The following is an 18,195-nucleotide window of genomic DNA, read 5'->3' on the forward strand; positions in this document are numbered from 1 at the left end:
CAATGGATTTCCGGTTCAAGGCAGGCAGGCTCCCCATGCTCGTGTCGATGCCGCACGCGGGCACCGACATCCCGGACGAGGTGGCAAGCGCGATGGCGCCCTGCGCGCTCGCGCGCGCCGACACCGACTGGCACCTGCCCGAACTGTACGGTTTCCTGGAAGAGATGGGGGTGTCCACCATCTCGGCGCGCTGGTCGCGCTACCTGATCGACCTGAACCGCCCGCCGGAGAACACCAACCTGTATCCGGGCATGGACACCACCGGCCTGTGCCCGGTCGACACCTTCGGCCGCGAGAGCCTCTACCTGCCGGGCAGGGCGCCGGACGAAGCGGAGGTACGGCGCCGCCTGGAACGCTACTGGATGCCCTACCACGCGCAGCTGCGTGCCGAGCTGGCGCGGCTGAAGCGTGAATTCGGCCGCGTCGTGCTGTGGGATGCCCATTCCATCGCATCGCGCGTGCCGCGCTTCTTCGAGGGGCGCCTGCCCGACCTGAACTTCGGCACCGCCGACGGCAAGTCCTGCGCACCGGGGCTGGAACAGGCGGTGGTGGGCGTGGCGCGCGCCCAGGACCGTTTCAGCATCGCCGTCAACGGCCGCTTCAAGGGCGGCCACATCACCCGCCACTACGGCCAGCCGGACCAGGACGTGCATGCGATCCAGCTCGAGATGTGCCAGTGCCTGTACATGAACGAGGCGGCGCCCTTCGACTACCGCCCGGAGGTGGCGGCCGAGGTGCAGCCGCTGCTGGCGGACATGGGCGCCGCCGCGGTGGCGTGGGTACGGGGGGAGCGCGCATGAGAGCCCTGTTTGCGCGCCATGCGCTGCTGCCGCAGGGCTGGCAGCGCGACGTGCTGCTCGAGTGGGACGTCCATGGCGACCTGACCCGGGTCGCGCCCCAGGCCGCCCCGCCGCTGGGCGTGGCGCGCGCCGACTACGTCCTGCCGGGCATGGTCAACCTGCATTCGCACGCCTTCCAGCGCGCCCTCGGCGGCCTGACCGAGCGCGCCGCGGATGACCCGACCCGCGGTCCCGACAGCTTCTGGACCTGGCGCGACCTGATGTACCGCTTCGCCGCGCGTATCACTCCGGAACAGATCGAAGCCATTGCGTCCCAGCTGTTCGCCGAGTGCCTGCGCCACGGCTATACGGCCCTGTGCGAATTCCACTACCTGCAGCGCGGGCCGGACGGCAGCAGCTACGCCCGCCCGGCCGAAACCGCCGAGCGCATCGCGGCGGCCGGCCAGGCCACCGGCATGGGCCTGACCCTGCTGCCGGTGCTGTACAGCCACGCCGGCTTCGGCGGGCAGCCGCTGCGGCCGGAGCAGCGCCGCTTTCGCACCGGCGTCGACGACGTGCTCGGCATCGTCGAGGCGCTGCAGCCGCTGCGCGGGCCGCAGCTCGAGGTGGGCGCCGCGCCGCACTCGCTGCGCGCGGCCAGCATCGACCAGGTGCGCGCGCTGGCGGCCGCGATGCCGCCCGACCGTCCCTTGCACATCCATATCGCCGAACAGCAGCCCGAGGTCGAGCAGAGCCTCGCGTTCTGCGGCCGGCGCCCGGTCGAGTACCTGATGGAACAGCTTGCCATCGACGCACGCTGGTGCCTGGTGCACGCGACCCACCTGAGCGACGGGGAAGTCGAGGCGCTCGCGCGCAGCGGCGCCGTGGCCGGCCTGTGCCCGAGCACCGAAGCCAACTTGGGCGACGGCCTGTTCCCGCTGCAGCCCTATCTCGATGCGGGCGGGCGCTTCGGCATCGGCAGCGACAGCCACGTGTCGCACAGCCCGGTCGAGGAGCTGCGCTGGCTCGAATACGGCCAGCGCCTGCTGCACCAGCGCCGCAACATCGCGGTGGGGCCGGTGGGCTGCGGCCAGCGCGACGTCGGCCAGTACCTGTGGCAGGCAGCGCTGCGCGGCGGCGCGCAGGCCGCGGGACGCAGGCTGGGCGCATTGGCCGAAGGCATGCGCGCCGACCTCCTGGTGCTGGACGGGACCCACCCGAACCTGGACGGGGTGGCGGAGGCTGACGTCCTCGGCCGTTTCCTGTTCTGCGGAAACGACAACCTGGTGCGCGACGTGCTGTGCGGCGGGCGCTGGGTGGTGCAGGGCGGCCGCCACGTGGCGCAGGATGCGATCGCGCAGCGCTACCGCCAGGCCCTTGGTGAATTGCGTGAACTGCGTGAATTGCGCGAACCTAGCGAGGTAGGCCAATGACCGTACTGATCCCGTTTGCAGGACTGTCGCCAGTACCATGGAAGAACGGCGGCGGCAATACCACAGAAATCGCCATCGGTCCGCAGGATGCCGGCTTCGAGGACTTCGACTGGCGCGTCAGCCTGGCCACCATCGAGAAGGATGGCGCGTTCTCGCTGTTCCCCGGCGTGGACCGCACCCTGGCCCTGGTCGAGGGCCACGGCATGCTGCTCGAGATCGACGGCGAGCCGGCCATGGTGACCGAGACCGAGCCGGTGGTGGCCTTCGACGGCAGTTCGACCGTGCTGGCAAAGCTCAGCCGCGGCGGCAGCACCGACTTCAACGCCATGACGCGCAGCGAGGTCTGCTACCACACCTTCGGCCGCCGCCGCCTGGAGGGCGATGCCACGTTCGTGGCGCGCGCCGATGTGACCGTGCTGTTCCTGGCCCAGGGCGACACCCTGGAACTGAGCAACGAGCAGGAGCGCATCGGCCTGGTGCGCTACGACGCGGTGGTGCTCGAGGCGGGCTCGGTGTGGCAGCTGGAAGCAGGGCAGGGCATGGTCTACATCGTGGACATCTGGTACCACGCGGACGAGGACGAGGAAGCCGCCTATGAGTGAGACGGCAGACCTGCTGTTCACCCATGTGCGCCTGGCCACGATGGCGCCGGGCGCCGCCGATGGCTACGGCGCGCTGGAAGACGCCGCGCTGGCCGTGCGCGCCGGCCGTATCGCCTGGCTCGGCGCGCGCCGCGACGCGCCGCCGGCACGCGCCGAGCATGATTGCGGCGGCGCCTGGATGACCCCGGGCCTGGTCGACTGCCATACCCACATCGTCCATGCCGGCAACCGCAGCGATGAATGGGAAGCGCGCCTGAACGGCGCCAGCTACGAAGACATCGCGCGCGCGGGCGGCGGCATCATGTCCACCGTGCGCGCCACCCGCGCGGCGAGCGTGGAAAACCTGCTGGCGCAAAGCCTGCCGCGCGTGGCGCGGCTGCTGGGCGAGGGCGTGACCACGCTCGAGATCAAGTCCGGCTACGGCCTGGCCTTCGAGGCCGAGGCGCGCATGCTGCGCGCGGCGCGCGCGGTGGCCGGACACCTGCCGGTGCGGGTGCTGACCACCTTCCTCGGCGCCCACGCGCTGCCGCCGGAATTCGCCGGCCGCCCCGACGACTATGTGACCGAACTGTGCGAGCGCATGCTGCCGCGGCTGGCCGCCGAAGGCCTGGTCGATGCGGTGGATGCCTTCTGCGAGCGGATCGGCTTCACCCACGACCAGACCGAACGCGTGTTCCAGGCCGCGCGCGGGCTCGGGCTGCCGGTCAAGCTGCATGCCGAACAGCTGTCGGACCAGGGCGGCGCGGCGCTGGCGGCGCGCTATGGCGGCCTGTCGGCCGACCACCTCGAATACCTGGGCCAGGCCGGCATCGCCGCGATGGCGCGCGCCGGCACGGTGGCGGTGCTGCTGCCGGGCGCCTACTACTTCCTGCGCGAGAAGACCGAGCCGCCGGTGGCCGCGCTGCGCGCCGCCGGGGTGCCGATGGCGGTCGCCACCGACTGCAATCCCGGCACGTCGCCCATGACCTCGCTGCTGCTGGCCATGAACATGGCCTGCACCCTGTGGCGCTTGACCCCGCAGGAAGCGCTGGCCGGCGCCACGATCCACGCCGCGCGCGCGCTCGGCCTGCAAGGCGAGATCGGCACGCTGGAAGTCGGGAAGCGGGCCGACCTGGCACTGTGGGACATTGCGCGCCCGGCCGACCTGGCCTACGCCATGGGTTCCAACCCCTGCCGCACGGTGGTCAATGGCGGCGTCGTGCGTGCGGCGTCCTGTGTCACGTCATTTCCTTGACGTTGATCAAGTCACCAAATCCTGGCTGGGGAATGATCGCCTTAATGGATCGTTAAGGATCGGCCCGTATAGTGCAAGTGAGTGCTTCACCTTCTCCCCTCCCCATTGCCAAAATGGGTTCGCCCACGGCGCCTCGCGGCCCGTGGGTTTTTCTTTGTGCGGCGGTCGTGCCGGTTCAGGCCGGACGTTCGGCCAGCGCGCGCAGCCCCTCGCCAGCGACGCGGCAGATGCGCCAGTCGGGCAAGACCTCGGCACCCATCCCCTGGTAGAAGCCGATCGCCGCCGCGTTCCAGTCCAGCACCGACCATTCGAAGCGGCCGCAGTTGCGCTCGACGGCGATCTGGGCGAGGCGGGTCAGCATCCGCGTGCCGTAGCCCTTGCCGCGGTGCGACTGGCGCACATACAGGTCTTCCAGGTACAGGCCTTTCTTGGTGAGGAAGGTCGAGAAGTTATGGAAGAACAGGGCGAAGCAGACCACCTCGCCGTTCTCTTCGCCCACGATGGCCTCGCACGAGGGGTGCGCACCAAACAGGCCTTCGTGCAGCAGGGCTTCGGTGGCCACCACCAGGTGCTCGAGTTTTTCGAACACGGCCAGCTCCACGATCATGGCGTGGATGGGGGCGATATCGTGCGGCTGGGCGGGGCGGATCGAGAAAGTGGTCATGGTGTTTCGAGTGGATTGTTCAAGGTAACGGATTGCACCGGTTTGGCTGCCGGCGCGCGCAGGGCCCAGGCCACGCTGGCCAGGCACAGCACCATCCCGGCGAATTCGATGGCGCCGGGGCGGTAGTCTTCGAGCTTGATCGACAGCAGCACCGACAGCACTGGCGTGATCACGCCGATATACACGGTCTTCTGGGCACCGATGCGCCCGATCAGGGTGAAGTAGGCGAAGAAGGCGATCACCGAGCCGAAGATCGACAGGTAGACCAGGCCGGCCCAGTAGGTCGGGCTGGACGGCAGCACGAAGCGGTCGCCGTGGGCCAGCGACCAGACGGTCACCAGGCTGGCGCCCCACAGCATCGACCAGGCCATGGTCAGCGGCAGGTTCTCGCACTGTTCCTTCACCTTGCTGACCACGATGCTGCCGGCCGAACTGGCGAGGGTGGCAGCCAGCGCCAGCACCACGCCGGCGATGAAGGCAGGGCTGCCACCGGCCTGGAAGTCGTGCCAGGCGCTGCCGATCGAATGCCAGAACAGCAGGGCCACGCCGGCGATCGCCACCACGCCGCAAGCCACCGTGCGGCGGCCGATGGCGGTGCCGAAGAACAGGCTGCTCAGCAGCGGGGTCCAGAACACCATCAGCGCGAACACCACCGCCACCAGGCCCGAGACCACGTACTGTTCGGACTGGTAGGTACACAGGTAGGAGATGCAGAAGGTGAGCAGGCCTTGCAGCGCCATCCAGCCGTGGGTGCGCAGCGGCAGGCGCAGGCGGTCGCGCCGCAGCAGGCAGATGACGAACAGCGTGGCCGCGGCCAGGAAGAAGCGGTAGGCCACCGAGACGGCGGGCGGCACTTCGCCCAGCTGCAGGGTGATGGCGAAGAAGGTCGAACCCCAGATCAGGGAGGCGACGGTAAACAGAAAGGAAGAGGGCATCGCGCGAGTATACGTGGTCGCGCGTATTCGTGCAGCCCGCGGCTGATCGAGCTGATCGTTATGGTAGGGGGGGCAGGCCCGCCACCCCAAGTCAGTAAGCGAGATTCAGCCGGCGATACAGGAAGGACAGCACGAACAGCGGCCCAATGAGCAGGAAGCGCAGGTCTTCGAAGAAGGACGGCTTCTTCCCTTCGATCTTGTGCCCGATGAACTGTCCGATCCAGGCCACCACGAAGACCGCGATCGACACCGGCAGCACGGTCATGGGCGGCATCAGCGCCAGGATGCCGAGCATCAGGGCGCTCATTACGCCCATGCCGAGCGCGAACTGGCGCGACAGCTTCGTGTAGTAGTAGAGCGACGCGAGCGTGACCGCCACCGCCAGCACCGGGTGGATCGCCCACAGCAGGCCGAGCAGGCTGAGGACGATCAAGGGGATGCACACGAAGTGGATGATCTCGTTGGTGTGGTTGCGGTGGCTCTCGGCGTAGCGCGCCAGCAGGGCGTCGATGGCGCGTGCGCGCTGGTGGAATTCCGGGCTGTGGTCCATGGCGGTCTCCGGTGGCTCAGGATCGGGCGAAGTGCAGCGATTCTACACCGCCTGCGCCGCCGTTTGCGCGGCTTGCGCCTGCGGCCGGGGCGCCTGCAGGCGCAGGTGCGGATGATTCGCGAACAGCTCGGAAATCCACTCCACGAATACGCGCACCTTGGCCGACAGGTGGCGGTTCTGTGGATAGACCACGTGCACCGGCAGCGGGTCCATGCGCCATTCCGGCAGCACCGGCACGATGCGGCCGGCCGCGATGTGCCCGGCCAGCAGGTAGTCCGTCATCATGATGATGCCCAGTCCCGCCAGCCCGGCATGCACGTAGGCGTTCGAATCGTTGAGGGCGATCTGGCCGGCCAGGGCGACCTCGATGCGCTCGCCGTCGCGGGTAAAGTCCCACTTGGCGATCTTGCCGGTCCGGGCCGAGAAGTAGTTCACGCAGCGGTGGCGCTCCAGGTCGCGCGGATGCTGGGGCATCCCGTAGCGCGCGATGTAGTCCGGCGAGGCGCAGGTCACGAAGTTGATCACGCCGATGCGGCGCGCGATCAGGTTCGGGTCGACCAGCTCGCCGCCGCGCACCGCGCAGTCCACGCCTTCCTCGACCAGGTCGACCGGGCGGTCGGTGCTGCCCAGTTCCAGCGTGATGTCGGGATAGCGCTCGAAGAAGCCGGGCAGGGCTGGCACCAGGATCTCCGAGGACAGTCCGGTCGGCGTGTCCACCCGCAGCCGGCCGCTCGGGCTCAGGCGGTGACGCGACAGCGATTCCTCGGCGTCGCGCACGTCGGACAGGATCTGCACGCAGCGCTCGTAGTAGGCGGCGCCGTCCGAGGTGATCATCACCTGGCGCGTGGTCCGGTGCAGCAGCTTGACCGCCAGCGCCGACTCGAGCGACTGGATCAGTGTCGACACGGTGGCCTTGGGCAGGTCGAGCATCTCGGCCGCCCGCGTGAAGCTGCCGCAGTCGACGACCTGGATGAACACCTCCATGGCCTGCAGCTTGTTCATGACGATTCTCCTAGCTTGGCCGATTGTTCAGGGTTCTGAACAATCAATTCGTTATTGACATCTTTATCTGATTGTAGTTGAAGACTATAGTGTGTGCATCGCAACAAAAAGTAAACACACACACGGAGCTGGACATGAGCATGCGGGATGGAATCTATACCACGGTGGCGCTTGCCCTGAGCGGCGTCGCACTGGCGGGCCTGCTGGGAACCGACGCCTATTCGCAGGCCGCGAGCGCCGAGGCGCGCGGGCTGCAGGCGCTCTCGCTGCAGATCGAGGCGCAACCGGCGCTGGATTGCCGCGCATGCCTCTCCGGCGAGGACGATTCGGACCGCCGCCTGGCCGCGGCCGGCACGGGAGCAGGGCGATGAGCGCGGTGCTGGAACGCGCGCCCGCCCCGGCGGCTACCGGCAGCGCCGGCGTGAACGTGCGCGAACTGGAAGTCGCCGGCGCCCAGGGCGCCCTGGCCGCGCGCCTGTATTCGGCCGGCACGCCGGTCCGGCGCGACACCCTGGTGGTATTCTTCCATGGCGGCGGCTTTGTTTCCGGTGACTTGCAGGAAGCGGACGAATTCCTGCGCCACCTGGCCCTGTGCAGCCAGGAGCGCGCCGTGCTGGCCTCGAACTACACGCTGGCGACGGTGAGCCCCTTCCCGGCTGCGGTCGAAGACGCGCACGCCGTGCTGCTGTGGACCACGAAGAACAAGGCGAAGCTGGGCTGGTCCGGCAAGCGGCTGGTGGTGATGGGCATCGAGGCCGGCGCCAACCTGGCCGCCGTCTGCGCCCTGATGGCGCGCGACCGCGCCGCGCCGAAGCTGGCCGGCCAGATCCTGGTCATGCCGATGCTCGATCCCGGCCTGTCGACCTGCTCGATGCGCCAGATGAACGATTGCCCGGACCGCGAAAAAGTCACCAGCAGCTGCGCCGAGGCCTACCGCGGCTACCTGCCGCATGCCGCCGACCGCGCCCATCCCTATGCCTCGCCGCTGCGCTCGACCCGCCTGAAGAACCTGCCGCCCTGCCTGATCCTGTCCACCGAAGACGACCCATTGTGCGACGAGGCCGAACAATACGGTGCGAAGCTGATCGGCGCCGGGGTACCCACCACGGTGCGGCGCATGCCGCCCGCGCCCCTGGTGGAACCGGGTGGACGCAACGAATGTGCATGCAAGGTGCACGCGCTGGCGGAGATTGCCAGCTTCCTTGCGGGACTGGAGCGCTGAGCGCTCCGTTACCTAGCCTGCCTCCCGGACACCGCCGTGCCACGCGCACGGAGGGAGGCCCCGTTTTTCCCAAAAACCGTCGCTGCGGCGACGTGAGGGATGTTCCACGAAAGAGGTGAGCCATGCACCGAGCACTTGCCGACCGCCGCCAGCGCTGTTGACCGCTACCCGCGTACCGCGCTGAGCGGCGCCTGAATTCCACGTCATCCGCCAACCACGCCCTGCGCGTGGACGGGTCCCCTTTTGCCTCTCCTCCGGCTCCGGCCCGGCGGCGACAGGGATCGTTTTGTCTCTTCAGTTTGTACATGCATAAGAAAGGTTGATCATGAATAAGCAACTACACAGGATGGGCAGTCTCAAGACACTCGCCGGCCTGCTCGCCGCCGCCGGCCTGGCCGGTACGGTGCTCGCCGGCTGCGCCGACGCCAACAGCCAGGACGGCGCGGCCGCCGCACCCCCGCCGCCGCCGGTATCGGCCGCGCTGGTGATCGAGAAGCCGGTCGCCGAGACCCAGGAATTCTCGGGCCGCCTGGAAGCGGTGGAGGTGGTCGAGATCCGGCCGCGCGTGAGCGGCTACATCACCGCCGTCCATTTCCGCCCGGGTGCCGACGTGAAGAAGGGCGCGCTGCTGTTCACGATCGACCCGCGCCCTTACCAGGCAGAAGCCGACCGTGCCGGCGCCGCCGCCGGCGCGGCCCGTGCCCGCGCCGACCTGGCGCGCCTGGAACTGCAGCGCGCCGAACGCCTGCTCGAAGACAAGGCCATTGCCCAGCGCGAGTTCGACGAAAAGGCGGCCGCCCACAAGGAACTCGAGGCCAGCGCCCGCGCCGCCCAGGCCCAGCACGAGGCCGCGCGCCTGAACCTGGCCTATACCCGCGTGACCGCGCCGATCGATGGCCGCGTCTCGAAGGCCGAGATCACCCTCGGCAACCTGGTCGACGCCAGCGCCGTGCTCACCTCGGTGGTCTCGCTGGACCGCATCTACGCCAGCTTCGACGGCGACGAACAGACCTACCTGCGCGTCGGCGCCCGGCGCGACCGGGAGGCGGTGGTGAAGGTGGGCCTGGTCAACGAAGAAGGCTTCCCGCATGCAGGTAAGCTCGAATTCGTCGACAACCAGCTCGATGCCCGCACCGGCAGCGTGCGCATGCGCGCCGTACTGGCCAATCCGGAGCGCGCGCTGGCGCCCGGCCTGTTCGCCCGCGTGCAGGTGGGCAGCGGCGTGGCCGAGCCGCGCATCGTGATCAACGACCGCGCCGTGGGCACCGACCAGAGCCGCAAGTTCGTGGTGGTGGTCGGCAGTGACGGCAAAGCCGAGTACCGCCCGGTCCAGCTTGGCCCGGTGGTGGACGGCATGCGCGTGGTGCGTTCGGGCCTGAAGGCGGGCGAAAAGATCGTCGTGGGCGGCCTGCAGCGGGTGCGTCCCGGCGCGCCGGTCACGCCGCAGATCGTACCGATGGATGCCGCGCTTGCCGCCCGGGACGGCGCGACGCTGGCCCTGCATGCCGCCAAGGAGTAAGCACATGAACTTCTCCCGCTTCTTCGTCGACAAGCCGATCTTCGCGGTCGTGCTGTCGGTGCTCGTCTTTGTCGCCGGCCTGATCGCGATCTTCCAGCTGCCCGTGTCCGAGTACCCCGAGGTGGTGCCGCCGTCGGTGGTGGTGCGCGCCCAGTACCCGGGCGCCAACCCCAAGGTGATCGCCGAAACCGTGGCCGCGCCGCTGGAAGAGCAGATCAACGGCATCGAGGACATGCTCTACATGAGCTCCCAGAACACCTCGGACGGCGCCCTGGCCCTGACCCTGACCTTCGCGATCGGCACCGACATCGACCGCGCCGAAAGCCAGGTGCAGAACCGGGTGCAGCGCGCGCTGCCGCGCCTGCCCGAGGAGGTGCGCCAGATCGGCGTCACCACCGTCAAGAGTTCGCCGAACCTGACCATGGTGGTGCACCTGAACTCCCCCAGCGGCCGCTACGACGACCTGTACCTGCGCAACTACGCGGTGCTCAACATCAAGGACCAGCTGGCGCGCCTGGATGGCATGGGCGAGGTCCAGCTGTTCGGCTCGGGCGACTACGCGATGCGGGTCTGGCTCGATCCGCAGAAGGTGGCGGCGCGCAGCCTGACCGCCGGCGACGTCGTCGCCGCCATCCGCGAACAGAACGTGCAGGTCGCGGCCGGCGTGGTCGGCCAGGGGCCGAGCAGGGAAGCCGAGTTCCAGCTGACCGTCAATACCCAGGGCCGCTTATCAAACGTCGAGGAGTTCGGCGACATCGTGGTCAAGGCCGGCGAGGATGGCGCGGTCACGCGCCTGAAGGATGTGGCGCGCCTGGAAATGGGCTCCAGCTCCTACGCGCTGCGCTCGCTGCTCAACAACAAGTCGGCGGTGGCGATTCCGATCTTCGAGGCGCCCAATGCCAACGCGCTGCAATTGTCTTCCGACGTGCGCGCCAAGATGGAAGAGCTGTCGAAGGACTTCCCGGAAGGCGTCGAGTACAGCATCGTGTACGACCCGACCCAGTTCGTGCGCGAATCGATCGACTCGGTGATCACGACCCTGCTGGAAGCCGTGGTGCTGGTGGCCCTGGTCGTGATCGTGTTCCTGCAGACCTGGCGCGCCTCGATCATCCCGCTGCTGGCGGTGCCGGTGTCGGTAGTCGGCACCTTCGCCGTGATGCTGATGTTCGGCTTCTCGATCAATACCCTGTCGCTGTTCGGGCTGGTGCTGGCGATCGGCATCGTGGTCGACGACGCCATCGTCGTGGTGGAAAACGTCGAGCGCAACATCGGCAACGGTTTGTCGCCGCATGACGCCACCATCCAGGCCATGAAGGAAGTCTCGGGCCCGATCATCGCGATCGCCCTGGTGCTGTGCGCCGTGTTCGTGCCGATCGCTTTTGTCTCGGGCCTGACCGGGCAGTTCTACCGCCAGTTCGCGCTCACCATCGCGATCTCGACCGTGATCTCGGCCTTTGTTTCGCTGACCCTTGCCCCGGCCATGTCGGCCGCGCTCCTGAAATCACACGATGCGCCCAAGGACCGCCTGACGCGCGCCATGGACCGGGTGCTGGGCCGCTTCTTCGCCGCCTTCAACCGCTTCTTCGGCCGTGCCTCGCACAGCTACGAGGGCGGCGTGAAGACCGTCCTGCGCCGCAAGGCCGCGACGCTGGGCGTCTACCTGGCGCTGGGCATTGCCGCGGTGTTCATGTTCAAGGTGGTGCCGCCGGGCTTCGTGCCGGCCCAGGACAAGGGCTACCTGATCGGTTTCGCCCAGTTGCCGGACGCCGCCTCGCTGGACCGCACCGATGAAGTGATCCGCAAGATGTCGGCCATCGCCAAGGAGATCCCGGGGGTGGAATCCTCGATCGCGTTCCCGGGCCTGTCGATCAACGGCTTTACCAATGCGCCGAACGCCGGCATCGTGTTCACGGGGCTGAAGCCCTTCAGTGAGCGCAAGGGTCAACCCGGGCAGACGGCCGAAGCCATCGCCGCGGAGATCAACAAGCGCATGGGCGCGGTGGAGGACGCCTTCGTGATGGTGCTGCCGCCACCCCCGGTGAACGGCCTGGGCACCACCGGCGGCTTCAAGCTGATGCTGGAAGACCGCGGCAACCTCGGTTACGACGAACTGTACAAGGCCACGCAGGCGCTGCAGGCCAAGGCCTGGGGCACGCCGCAGCTGGCGGGCGTGTTCTCGAGCTACCAGATCAATGTGCCGCAGCTGTTCGCGGACGTCGACCGCGTAAAAGCCAAGCAGCTCGGCGTGCCGCTGGCCACGATTTACCAGACCCTGCAGGTGAACCTGGGTTCGCTGTACGTGAACGACTTCAACCAGTTTGGCCGCACCTACCAGGTGCGGGTGCAGGCCGATGCCCAGTTCCGCTCGCAGCCCGAGCAGATCGCGCAGCTGAAGGTGCGCAACGACAAGGGCGAGATGATTCCGCTGTCCTCGCTGATGCAGCTGAAGGACAGCTATGGCCCGGACCGCGTCCAGCGCTACAACAACTACGTGGCGGCCGACATCAACGGCGGTGCGGCACCGGGCGTGTCGTCCGGCCAGGCCCGGGCCATCATGGAGGAGCTGGCCAGGGAAACCCTGCCGAAGGGGATCGCCTACGAGTGGACCGAGCTGACCTACCAGGAGATCCTGGCCGGTAACACCATGGTCTATGTGTTCCCGCTGTGCGTGCTGCTGGTATTCCTGGTGCTCGCCGCCCAGTACGAGAGCTGGACCCTGCCGCTGGCGGTGATCCTGATCGTGCCGATGTCGATCCTGTGCGCACTGGCGGGCGTCAAGCTGACCGGCGGCGACAACAACATCTTCACCCAGATCGCCCTGTTCGTGCTGGTGGGCCTGGCCTCCAAGAACGCGATCCTGATCGTGGAGTTCGCGCGCGAGCTGGAAGACCACGGCCGCAGCGTGTTCGAGGCCGCGCTGGAAGCCTCGCGCCTGCGCCTGCGTCCGATCCTGATGACCTCGATCGCTTTCATCATGGGTGTGGTGCCGCTGGTGTTCTCGAGCGGCGCCGGCGCCGAGATGCGCCATGCGATGGGTGTCGCCGTGTTCGCCGGCATGCTGGGCGTGACCTTCTTCGGCCTGTTCCTGACGCCGCTGTTCTACGTCCTGCTGCGCACGCTCGGCAAGCGTTTCGAGAAAAAAGCGCCGGTAGCGAAAGCACCGGTCCTGGACCTGGAAGGAGTGCATTGAGATGAACAGCATGATCGCAAGGGGCGTGGCCCCGCTGCTGGCCGCCCTGCTGCTGACGGCCTGCGCCACGCCGGAGTTCCGTCAGCCGGCCATCGAGATGCCGACGGCATTCCGGGAGTCGCAGCTGCCCACCGGGGCGGAAGGCAGCGAAGCGTCGCGCTGGAAGCCTGCACAGCCGGCCGGGCAGCAGCCGCGCGGCCAGTGGTGGCTGGCCTTCGGGGATCCGGCGCTCACTGCCCTGATCGAGGAAGCGGGCGCCAACAACGCCAACCTGGCGGTGGCGGCCAGCCGTGTCAGGCAGGCGAGGGCGATCGCCGGCATCGCGGCAAGCGAGCGCGCGCCGCAGGTCGGCCTCGGCATCGGTGCCCAGCGCGCCCGCCCCGCGGCCCTGGAAAGCGGCCTGCAGCAAGGCGCCCCGGTCCAGCCGGTGACGCGCTATACGGCGAGCCTCACCGCCAGCTACGAAGTGGACCTGTTCGGCCGCGTGGCGGCAAACGTGTCGGCGGCCCGCAGCGATGCGGCGACGATCGAGGCCAACTACCGCTCGGTGCTGCTGGCCTTGCAGGCGGACGTGGCCCAGACCTGGTTCCGCCTGCGCGCCCTCGACGCCGAGCTGGAAACGATGGAGCGCACCGTGCGCCTGCGCGAGGAATCGGTGGGGGTGACGCAGCGGCGCTTCGAACTGGGCGACATCGGAGAATTCGACCTGTCGCGTGCCCGCACCGAACTGGCGACGGCCCGTGCCGAAGCGCTCGGCCTGCAGCGCCAGCGCGCCAGCGCCGAGCATGCGCTGGCGGTCCTGCTGGGCAAGCCCGCATCGCGCTACCTGGCCGGCAACAGCCCGCTCCCCGCGGCGACGGTGCTGCCCGCGATTCCGGCCGGCCTGCCATCTTCGCTGCTGGAGCGCCGTCCCGACATCCTTGCCGCCCAGCGCGCGATGGAAGCGGCGAACGCCCGCATCGGCGTGGCGCGCGGCGCCATGTTCCCGTCGCTGAACATCAGTGCCGCCGGGGGCGGCATCGGTGGCGCCGTGTCGGAAGTGTTCAGGTGGAGCAGCCGTTCCTGGGTGCTGGGCCTGCTGGGCACGATGCCGCTGATCGACGGTGGCCGCAACCGGGCCAATGTGGAACGCAGTGAAGGGGCGCTGGAAGAGTCGGTGGGCGCCTACCGCCAGAGCGTGCTCGCGGCCTTTGCCGAGGTCGAGGACAACCTGGCCGGCCTGCGCATCCTGTCCGGCCAGGCCGAGCAGATCGAGGCGGCGCGGCTGGCGGCGCAGCGTTCGGCCAGCCTGGCGCAGAAGCTCTACGACGCCGGCCGTTCCAGCTACCTGGAACTGCTCGATGCGCAGCGCAACCTGGCCGCCGTCGAACGCAGCGCGGTGCAGCTGCGCGGCGAGCGCGCGCTGGCGACCGTGGCCCTGGTCCGCGCCCTGGGCGGGGGCTGGGATCCTGTACCTTCCGCAGGCCCTGGCCCCAGCCTCACAATGCGCTGATACCGGTTCTGCCCTTGGCGGCGGGGGCAGCCGTGCCCGCCGCCTTTTTTCGTGGCCGCTACAATCGTGGCATGACGCCTTCCACTCTCTCTCCCACCCTGACCGGCCTGGCCCCGGTCCTCGCGCCGGACACGCGCGTGCTCGTCCTTGGCAGCTTCCCGGGAGCGGCCTCGCTCGCGGCCGGGCGCTACTACGCGCACCCGCGCAACCAGTTCTGGCCGCTCATCTCGGCGGTGCTCAATGAAGACCTGGCCAGCCTGCCCTATGAAGAACGCCTGCCGCGCCTGCTGGCGCACGGTTTCGGCCTGTGGGACGTGCTGGCCGGCTGCGAACGCGAGGGCAGCCTGGACTCCGCCATCCGCAAGCCGGCCGCCAACGACTTCGAACGCCTGCGCAGCCTGTGTCCGGCGCTGGCAACGGTGGGCTTCAACGGGCAGGCCGCGGGCAAGTTCGCCGCGCAGTTCGCGGCGGCCGGCTACCGCACCCTGGTGCTGCCATCGAGTTCGCCCGCGCACATGGCGCTGGACTTTGCGCAGAAGCTTGCGGTGTGGCGCCGGCTGGCCGAGCCGTGGGAGGACGATCCTGCGGCGCAGGCAGCCCTGTTCTAGGGCTGCACCGGTTCAGCGGATCATGGTGCCGGTGGCCGCGCCCACCCGCCGCAGGTGCGCCAGCTTGGCCGAATAGACCTGCCGCGTTTCCTGGCGCGTGCTGGTGTCGACCGCCTTGGCGATCTGCTCGCGCGCGTGCTTGAGGTCGCCCAGGCGCAGGTGCGCCACCCCGAGCCAGAAGCGGAACTCGTCGTTGTAGGGCGCGCGCCTGACTTCGCGTTCGAGCAGCTCGCGCGCCTTGCCGTAGTCGCCCTCGCGCAGCGCCACCATGCCCTTGTCGAAATGGTAGTAGGGCGGGAAGGGCTCGATGCTGGCAATGCGCTGCGCCAGCGCCTGCGCTTCCTGCTGCTTGCCGAGCGTGGCCAGCACCGGCTGCAGGTTGCGCATCACCGTCATGTTTTCCGGCTCGCGCTCGAGCGCGGCGCGGAAAGTCTGCTCGGCCAGGGCCAGGTCGCCGTGGCGCTGGTAGATCACGGCCAGGGTGTTCAGGGCCGGCACCATGCCGGGACGCTGCGCCACTGCCGCGCGCGCCCACCAGTAGGCGTCGTCCAGGCGCTCCTGCACCAGCATCTCGGCCGCGCGGTTGTTCAGGTAGAGCGCGACGATGTCCTGCTCGTCCAGTTCGCGGGCGCGGATGCGCGCGGCTTCGTCCTGGGGGATGAAGTCGACCAGCAGCATGTCGTCCTGGTCGGTGCTGCGCAGGCCGCTCTCGCGCCGGCTGCCCAGGCTGATGTTGACGTGCGCGCTCGCCATGTACAGGCCGGCCGTGCGGCTCCAGGTGCTGTCCACGTCCACGCTGCGAAAGCGCACCGGCATGCCGAGTTCCTTGGCGAAGGCCGCCGTCATGATCACCAGCGACAGGCAATTGCCGGAGCGGTCGGCAAAGGTCTCGGCGGCGGTGCGGGTGCGCGAGGATTCGTATTCGAGCTTCAGGTCGGTCTTGCTGTACAGCGCGTTGACCAGGCCGTGGCGCTGGCCCTGCTGGCGCAGCTGGCGCGTAAACGCCGCGCTGTCCAGGTAGGCGCGCATGGCGGGGCTCAGGGTGAACAGGTCATCGGCGCCGATCTTGTCGGATGGCGGCGCGAAGCGCGCATCGGCGAACAGGGGCGGCGGGGCGGCGGGAGGCTGCACGCTGGCGCAGCCGCCAAGCAGTGACAGGGACAGGGACAGCAGGACGGCGATGCGCTTCATGATTCACTCCAGGGGCGTACTTACAGGCCGCAGTATCCGCCTGTGCCGGAGCGATGTCAAAGCGGCGTCACTCCTCGTGAAACGCCTCCGCCAGCTCGTCCAGCAGTTCGGCCGTCTCGTCGTCGGACAGCCCGAGGTAGGCGCAGGCGGCGGCGCCGCCCTTGTTCCACTCGAGCGATTCGGCATGGCCCTGGTAGCGGCACAGCGCGTGTTCCGCCAGCAGCGAGAGCGCGACCAGCGAGCGCACCGCGCCGGACGTGGCCTCGTCGCCCAGCACCCCGACGTCGTGGTGGTGCAGGATGGCCCAGCCGACATCGCCCGACAGGCCCCAGTTGCGCGCCAGCAGGCAGCCGACCGCGGCGTGGCTGGTCTGGTGGCGCTCTTCTTCCAGCGCGGTGAACGGGCGCTCGGCCTCGAGCGAGGCGGCGGCATAGGTGGCCGCGTAGTCGGCGAAGCGCTCGATCAGGAGCGGCACGCCGGTATCGCAGAACAGGCCAAAGGTATGGACCACGTCCGGCTCGCCGATGCGCAGGCGGCGCGCCAGGAACACCATGGCCTGGGCGCGGCGGGTCGAGGTATCCCAGAAGCTGGCCAGCGAGGCGCTGTTGGCGGGAATCGCCTGGCGCGCCAGCAGGCCGGTCATCATGGCCGCCACCTGGTTGATGCCGAGAAACAGGATCGCCTGCTCGATCGACTTGGCCTTGCGCCGCCCGCCGTAGATCGAAGAATTGGCCAGCTTGAGCAGCGCGCCGGACATGCCGACGTCGCTCGCCACGATCTTGCCGATCGCGTCGGGCGACGGGTCTTCCGATGCCAGTTCGCGCTGCATGTCGGCCAGCAGGCTCGGACGCGGCGGAATGCGGATCGACTTGATCAGGGCGTCGACCTGGTCGAACTGGGGAAGGGGATCGGCGACGGTATTCATGGGCGCGGACAAGGTGGCGTCGAAAAGAGCGTCCCACTATACCCGAGGCATCTCGGTATTGCATCAAAGCAATGAAAAAGTGATGACACTCTGCTCATCTTATGTGTCAATTTCACCAAAGCGACACCGGTTCAGGCGACACGCTAGAATCCGCGCATGGCCATTTCGACAATATCGACCATCGCGGGAATCGATTTCACCCAGCCGGCGGAGCTGGTCGCGCGCCAGCTGATCGGGGTGACGGTGCTGGTGGACGGCGTGGGCGGACGCATCGTCGAGACCGAAGCCTACGACCGCGAGGACCCCGCCTCGCACGCCTTTTCCGGTCCTACCGAGCGCAATGCCTCGATGTTCGGACCGCCCGCCCATGCCTATGTTTACCGTTCCTACGGCATCCACTGGTGCCTGAACTTCGTCTGCCGCGAGGAAGGGCATGGCGCCGGGGTCCTGATCCGCGCGCTCGAGCCGGTGGCCGGGCTGGACCTGATGCGCCAGCGCCGCGATGCCGAGGACGTGTGGCTGCTGTGTTCCGGTCCCGGCAAGCTGTGCCAGGCCCTGGGCGTGACCCGGGCCCTGAACGGCATGGCGCTGGCGTTGCCGCCTTTCGCCCTGCTGCCGGCCGTGCCCGGGCTGGAGGTGGTGGCCGGGCCGCGCATCGGGATCTCGAAGGCGGTCGACGTGCCCTGGCGCTTCGGGCTGGCCGGCTCGCGCTTCGTCAGCCGGCCGTTCCGCTAGGGTCTGTCTGACTGAGTTCAGGGAAGCCATAACATTATTGTCGCCACGATGACTGCGGCGAGGTAGTTATGGCCGCGCTTGTCGTAACGCGTTGCAACGGCGCGGAAGTCCTTC

17 protein-coding genes and 1 pseudogene are annotated in these 18,195 nt (G+C 68.6%); 11 read left to right on the forward strand and 7 right to left on the reverse strand.

All coding sequences use genetic code 11. From position 1 onward, the window contains the following. Nucleotides 1-2 precede the first annotated feature (2 nt). From hutG to hutI, 4 genes are read left to right on the forward strand one after another with little or no spacing between them, the layout of a single operon-like run. Nucleotides 3-800, forward strand: coding sequence for an N-formylglutamate deformylase (gene hutG, locus LE190_RS13230; protein WP_225239134.1), 798 nt, complete (start codon nt 3-5; stop codon nt 798-800). Then, complete coding sequence (locus LE190_RS13235; RefSeq protein WP_225239135.1) at nt 797-2,212, forward strand: formimidoylglutamate deiminase; 1,416 nt, start codon at nt 797-799, stop codon at nt 2,210-2,212. The genes hutG and LE190_RS13235 overlap by 4 nt, the downstream gene beginning before the upstream one ends. Then, nucleotides 2,209-2,814: a HutD/Ves family protein gene (locus LE190_RS13240; protein WP_225239136.1), complete on the forward strand. Its 606-nt coding sequence runs from the start codon at nt 2,209-2,211 to the stop codon at nt 2,812-2,814. The genes LE190_RS13235 and LE190_RS13240 overlap by 4 nt, the downstream gene beginning before the upstream one ends. Beyond that, nucleotides 2,807-4,048 (forward strand): imidazolonepropionase, encoded by a 1,242-nt coding sequence (gene hutI / locus LE190_RS13245; RefSeq protein ID WP_225239137.1) that lies wholly within the window; start codon nt 2,807-2,809, stop codon nt 4,046-4,048. The genes LE190_RS13240 and hutI overlap by 8 nt, the downstream gene beginning before the upstream one ends. 175 nt (nt 4,049-4,223) lie before the next feature. On the opposite strand, the gene LE190_RS13250 is transcribed toward hutI, so the two are convergent. The 4 genes from LE190_RS13250 to LE190_RS13265 form a co-directional block, all read right to left on the reverse strand. Further along, nucleotides 4,224-4,712 carry a GNAT family N-acetyltransferase gene (locus LE190_RS13250; protein ID WP_225239138.1) on the reverse strand — a complete coding sequence of 163 codons (489 nt, stop codon included), beginning with the start codon at nt 4,710-4,712 and terminating at the stop codon, nt 4,224-4,226. Next, nucleotides 4,709-5,647 (reverse strand): DMT family transporter, encoded by a 939-nt coding sequence (locus LE190_RS13255; protein ID WP_225239139.1) that lies wholly within the window; start codon nt 5,645-5,647, stop codon nt 4,709-4,711. Before LE190_RS13255 ends, LE190_RS13250 begins: the two co-directional genes overlap by 4 nt. A 91-nt stretch (nt 5,648-5,738) precedes the next feature. Further along, nucleotides 5,739-6,197 (reverse strand): Mpo1 family 2-hydroxy fatty acid dioxygenase, encoded by a 459-nt coding sequence (locus LE190_RS13260; protein WP_225239140.1) that lies wholly within the window; start codon nt 6,195-6,197, stop codon nt 5,739-5,741. A gap of 42 nt (nt 6,198-6,239) precedes the next feature. Continuing rightward, complete coding sequence (locus LE190_RS13265; RefSeq protein WP_225239141.1) at nt 6,240-7,199, reverse strand: LysR family transcriptional regulator; 960 nt, start codon at nt 7,197-7,199, stop codon at nt 6,240-6,242. A 134-nt stretch (nt 7,200-7,333) separates the two neighbouring features. On the opposite strand from LE190_RS13265, the gene LE190_RS13270 reads away from it, so the two are divergent. From LE190_RS13270 to LE190_RS13295, 6 genes are all read left to right on the forward strand, one after another. Continuing rightward, a complete protein-coding gene (locus LE190_RS13270; protein ID WP_225239142.1) occupies nt 7,334-7,570 on the forward strand; it encodes a hypothetical protein in 237 nt (78 codons plus the stop codon). Further along, the gene (locus LE190_RS13275) at nt 7,567-8,421 is read left to right on the forward strand and encodes an alpha/beta hydrolase (RefSeq protein ID WP_225239143.1); all 855 of its coding nucleotides are present in this window, start codon (nt 7,567-7,569) and stop codon (nt 8,419-8,421) included. Before LE190_RS13270 ends, LE190_RS13275 begins: the two co-directional genes overlap by 4 nt. A 325-nt stretch (nt 8,422-8,746) precedes the next feature. After that, nucleotides 8,747-9,940 carry an efflux RND transporter periplasmic adaptor subunit gene (locus LE190_RS13280; RefSeq protein ID WP_225239144.1) on the forward strand — a complete coding sequence of 398 codons (1,194 nt, stop codon included), beginning with the start codon at nt 8,747-8,749 and terminating at the stop codon, nt 9,938-9,940. A 4-nt stretch (nt 9,941-9,944) separates the two neighbouring features. After that, nucleotides 9,945-13,130, forward strand: coding sequence for an efflux RND transporter permease subunit (locus tag LE190_RS13285; RefSeq protein ID WP_225239145.1), 3,186 nt, complete (start codon nt 9,945-9,947; stop codon nt 13,128-13,130). A 1-nt stretch (nt 13,131) separates the two neighbouring features. Then, nucleotides 13,132-14,622 carry an efflux transporter outer membrane subunit gene (locus LE190_RS13290; protein WP_225239146.1) on the forward strand — a complete coding sequence of 497 codons (1,491 nt, stop codon included), beginning with the start codon at nt 13,132-13,134 and terminating at the stop codon, nt 14,620-14,622. 71 nt (nt 14,623-14,693) lie between these two features. Continuing rightward, nucleotides 14,694-15,230: a DNA-deoxyinosine glycosylase gene (locus LE190_RS13295; RefSeq protein ID WP_225239147.1), complete on the forward strand. Its 537-nt coding sequence runs from the start codon at nt 14,694-14,696 to the stop codon at nt 15,228-15,230. A gap of 12 nt (nt 15,231-15,242) precedes the next feature. Here the strand turns inward: LE190_RS13295 and LE190_RS13300 are convergent, their stop codons facing one another. Together LE190_RS13300 and LE190_RS13305 are read right to left on the reverse strand one after the other, a co-directional pair. Next, the gene (locus LE190_RS13300; RefSeq protein ID WP_225239148.1) at nt 15,243-16,421 is read right to left on the reverse strand and encodes a tetratricopeptide repeat protein; all 1,179 of its coding nucleotides are present in this window, start codon (nt 16,419-16,421) and stop codon (nt 15,243-15,245) included. A 67-nt stretch (nt 16,422-16,488) separates the two neighbouring features. Next, nucleotides 16,489-17,346: an HDOD domain-containing protein gene (locus tag LE190_RS13305; protein WP_225239149.1), complete on the reverse strand. Its 858-nt coding sequence runs from the start codon at nt 17,344-17,346 to the stop codon at nt 16,489-16,491. Between the two features lie 156 nt (nt 17,347-17,502). On the opposite strand from LE190_RS13305, the gene LE190_RS13310 reads away from it, so the two are divergent. After that, nucleotides 17,503-18,081 (forward strand): DNA-3-methyladenine glycosylase, encoded by a 579-nt coding sequence (locus LE190_RS13310; RefSeq protein WP_225239150.1) that lies wholly within the window; start codon nt 17,503-17,505, stop codon nt 18,079-18,081. A 17-nt stretch (nt 18,082-18,098) separates the two neighbouring features. Here LE190_RS13310 and LE190_RS13315 read toward each other — a convergent pair. Beyond that, nucleotides 18,099-18,195, reverse strand: a pseudogene (locus LE190_RS13315) (IS5-like element ISDge16 family transposase); the annotation flags it as partial.

This window comes from Massilia hydrophila (assembly GCF_020208145.1).
GTDB lineage: Bacteria > Pseudomonadota > Gammaproteobacteria > Burkholderiales > Burkholderiaceae_D > Telluria > Telluria hydrophila.

What these genes read in the sequence shown, in the direction of transcription:
- hutG (WP_225239134.1), top strand. Translation starts at nt 3, where the DNA reads ATGGATTTCCGGTTCAAGGCAGGCAGGCTCCCCATGCTCGTGTCGATG.
- LE190_RS13235 (WP_225239135.1), top strand. Translation starts at nt 797, where the DNA reads ATGAGAGCCCTGTTTGCGCGCCATGCGCTGCTGCCGCAGGGCTGGCAG.
- LE190_RS13240 (WP_225239136.1), top strand. Translation starts at nt 2,209, where the DNA reads ATGACCGTACTGATCCCGTTTGCAGGACTGTCGCCAGTACCATGGAAG.
- hutI (WP_225239137.1), top strand. Translation starts at nt 2,807, where the DNA reads ATGAGTGAGACGGCAGACCTGCTGTTCACCCATGTGCGCCTGGCCACG.
- LE190_RS13250 (WP_225239138.1), bottom strand. Translation starts at nt 4,712, where the DNA reads ATGACCACTTTCTCGATCCGCCCCGCCCAGCCGCACGATATCGCCCCC.
- LE190_RS13255 (WP_225239139.1), bottom strand. Translation starts at nt 5,647, where the DNA reads ATGCCCTCTTCCTTTCTGTTTACCGTCGCCTCCCTGATCTGGGGTTCG.
- LE190_RS13260 (WP_225239140.1), bottom strand. Translation starts at nt 6,197, where the DNA reads ATGGACCACAGCCCGGAATTCCACCAGCGCGCACGCGCCATCGACGCC.
- LE190_RS13265 (WP_225239141.1), bottom strand. Translation starts at nt 7,199, where the DNA reads ATGAACAAGCTGCAGGCCATGGAGGTGTTCATCCAGGTCGTCGACTGC.
- LE190_RS13270 (WP_225239142.1), top strand. Translation starts at nt 7,334, where the DNA reads ATGAGCATGCGGGATGGAATCTATACCACGGTGGCGCTTGCCCTGAGC.
- LE190_RS13275 (WP_225239143.1), top strand. Translation starts at nt 7,567, where the DNA reads ATGAGCGCGGTGCTGGAACGCGCGCCCGCCCCGGCGGCTACCGGCAGC.
- LE190_RS13280 (WP_225239144.1), top strand. Translation starts at nt 8,747, where the DNA reads ATGAATAAGCAACTACACAGGATGGGCAGTCTCAAGACACTCGCCGGC.
- LE190_RS13285 (WP_225239145.1), top strand. Translation starts at nt 9,945, where the DNA reads ATGAACTTCTCCCGCTTCTTCGTCGACAAGCCGATCTTCGCGGTCGTG.
- LE190_RS13290 (WP_225239146.1), top strand. Translation starts at nt 13,132, where the DNA reads ATGAACAGCATGATCGCAAGGGGCGTGGCCCCGCTGCTGGCCGCCCTG.
- LE190_RS13295 (WP_225239147.1), top strand. Translation starts at nt 14,694, where the DNA reads ATGACGCCTTCCACTCTCTCTCCCACCCTGACCGGCCTGGCCCCGGTC.
- LE190_RS13300 (WP_225239148.1), bottom strand. Translation starts at nt 16,421, where the DNA reads ATGAAGCGCATCGCCGTCCTGCTGTCCCTGTCCCTGTCACTGCTTGGC.
- LE190_RS13305 (WP_225239149.1), bottom strand. Translation starts at nt 17,346, where the DNA reads ATGAATACCGTCGCCGATCCCCTTCCCCAGTTCGACCAGGTCGACGCC.
- LE190_RS13310 (WP_225239150.1), top strand. Translation starts at nt 17,503, where the DNA reads ATGGCCATTTCGACAATATCGACCATCGCGGGAATCGATTTCACCCAG.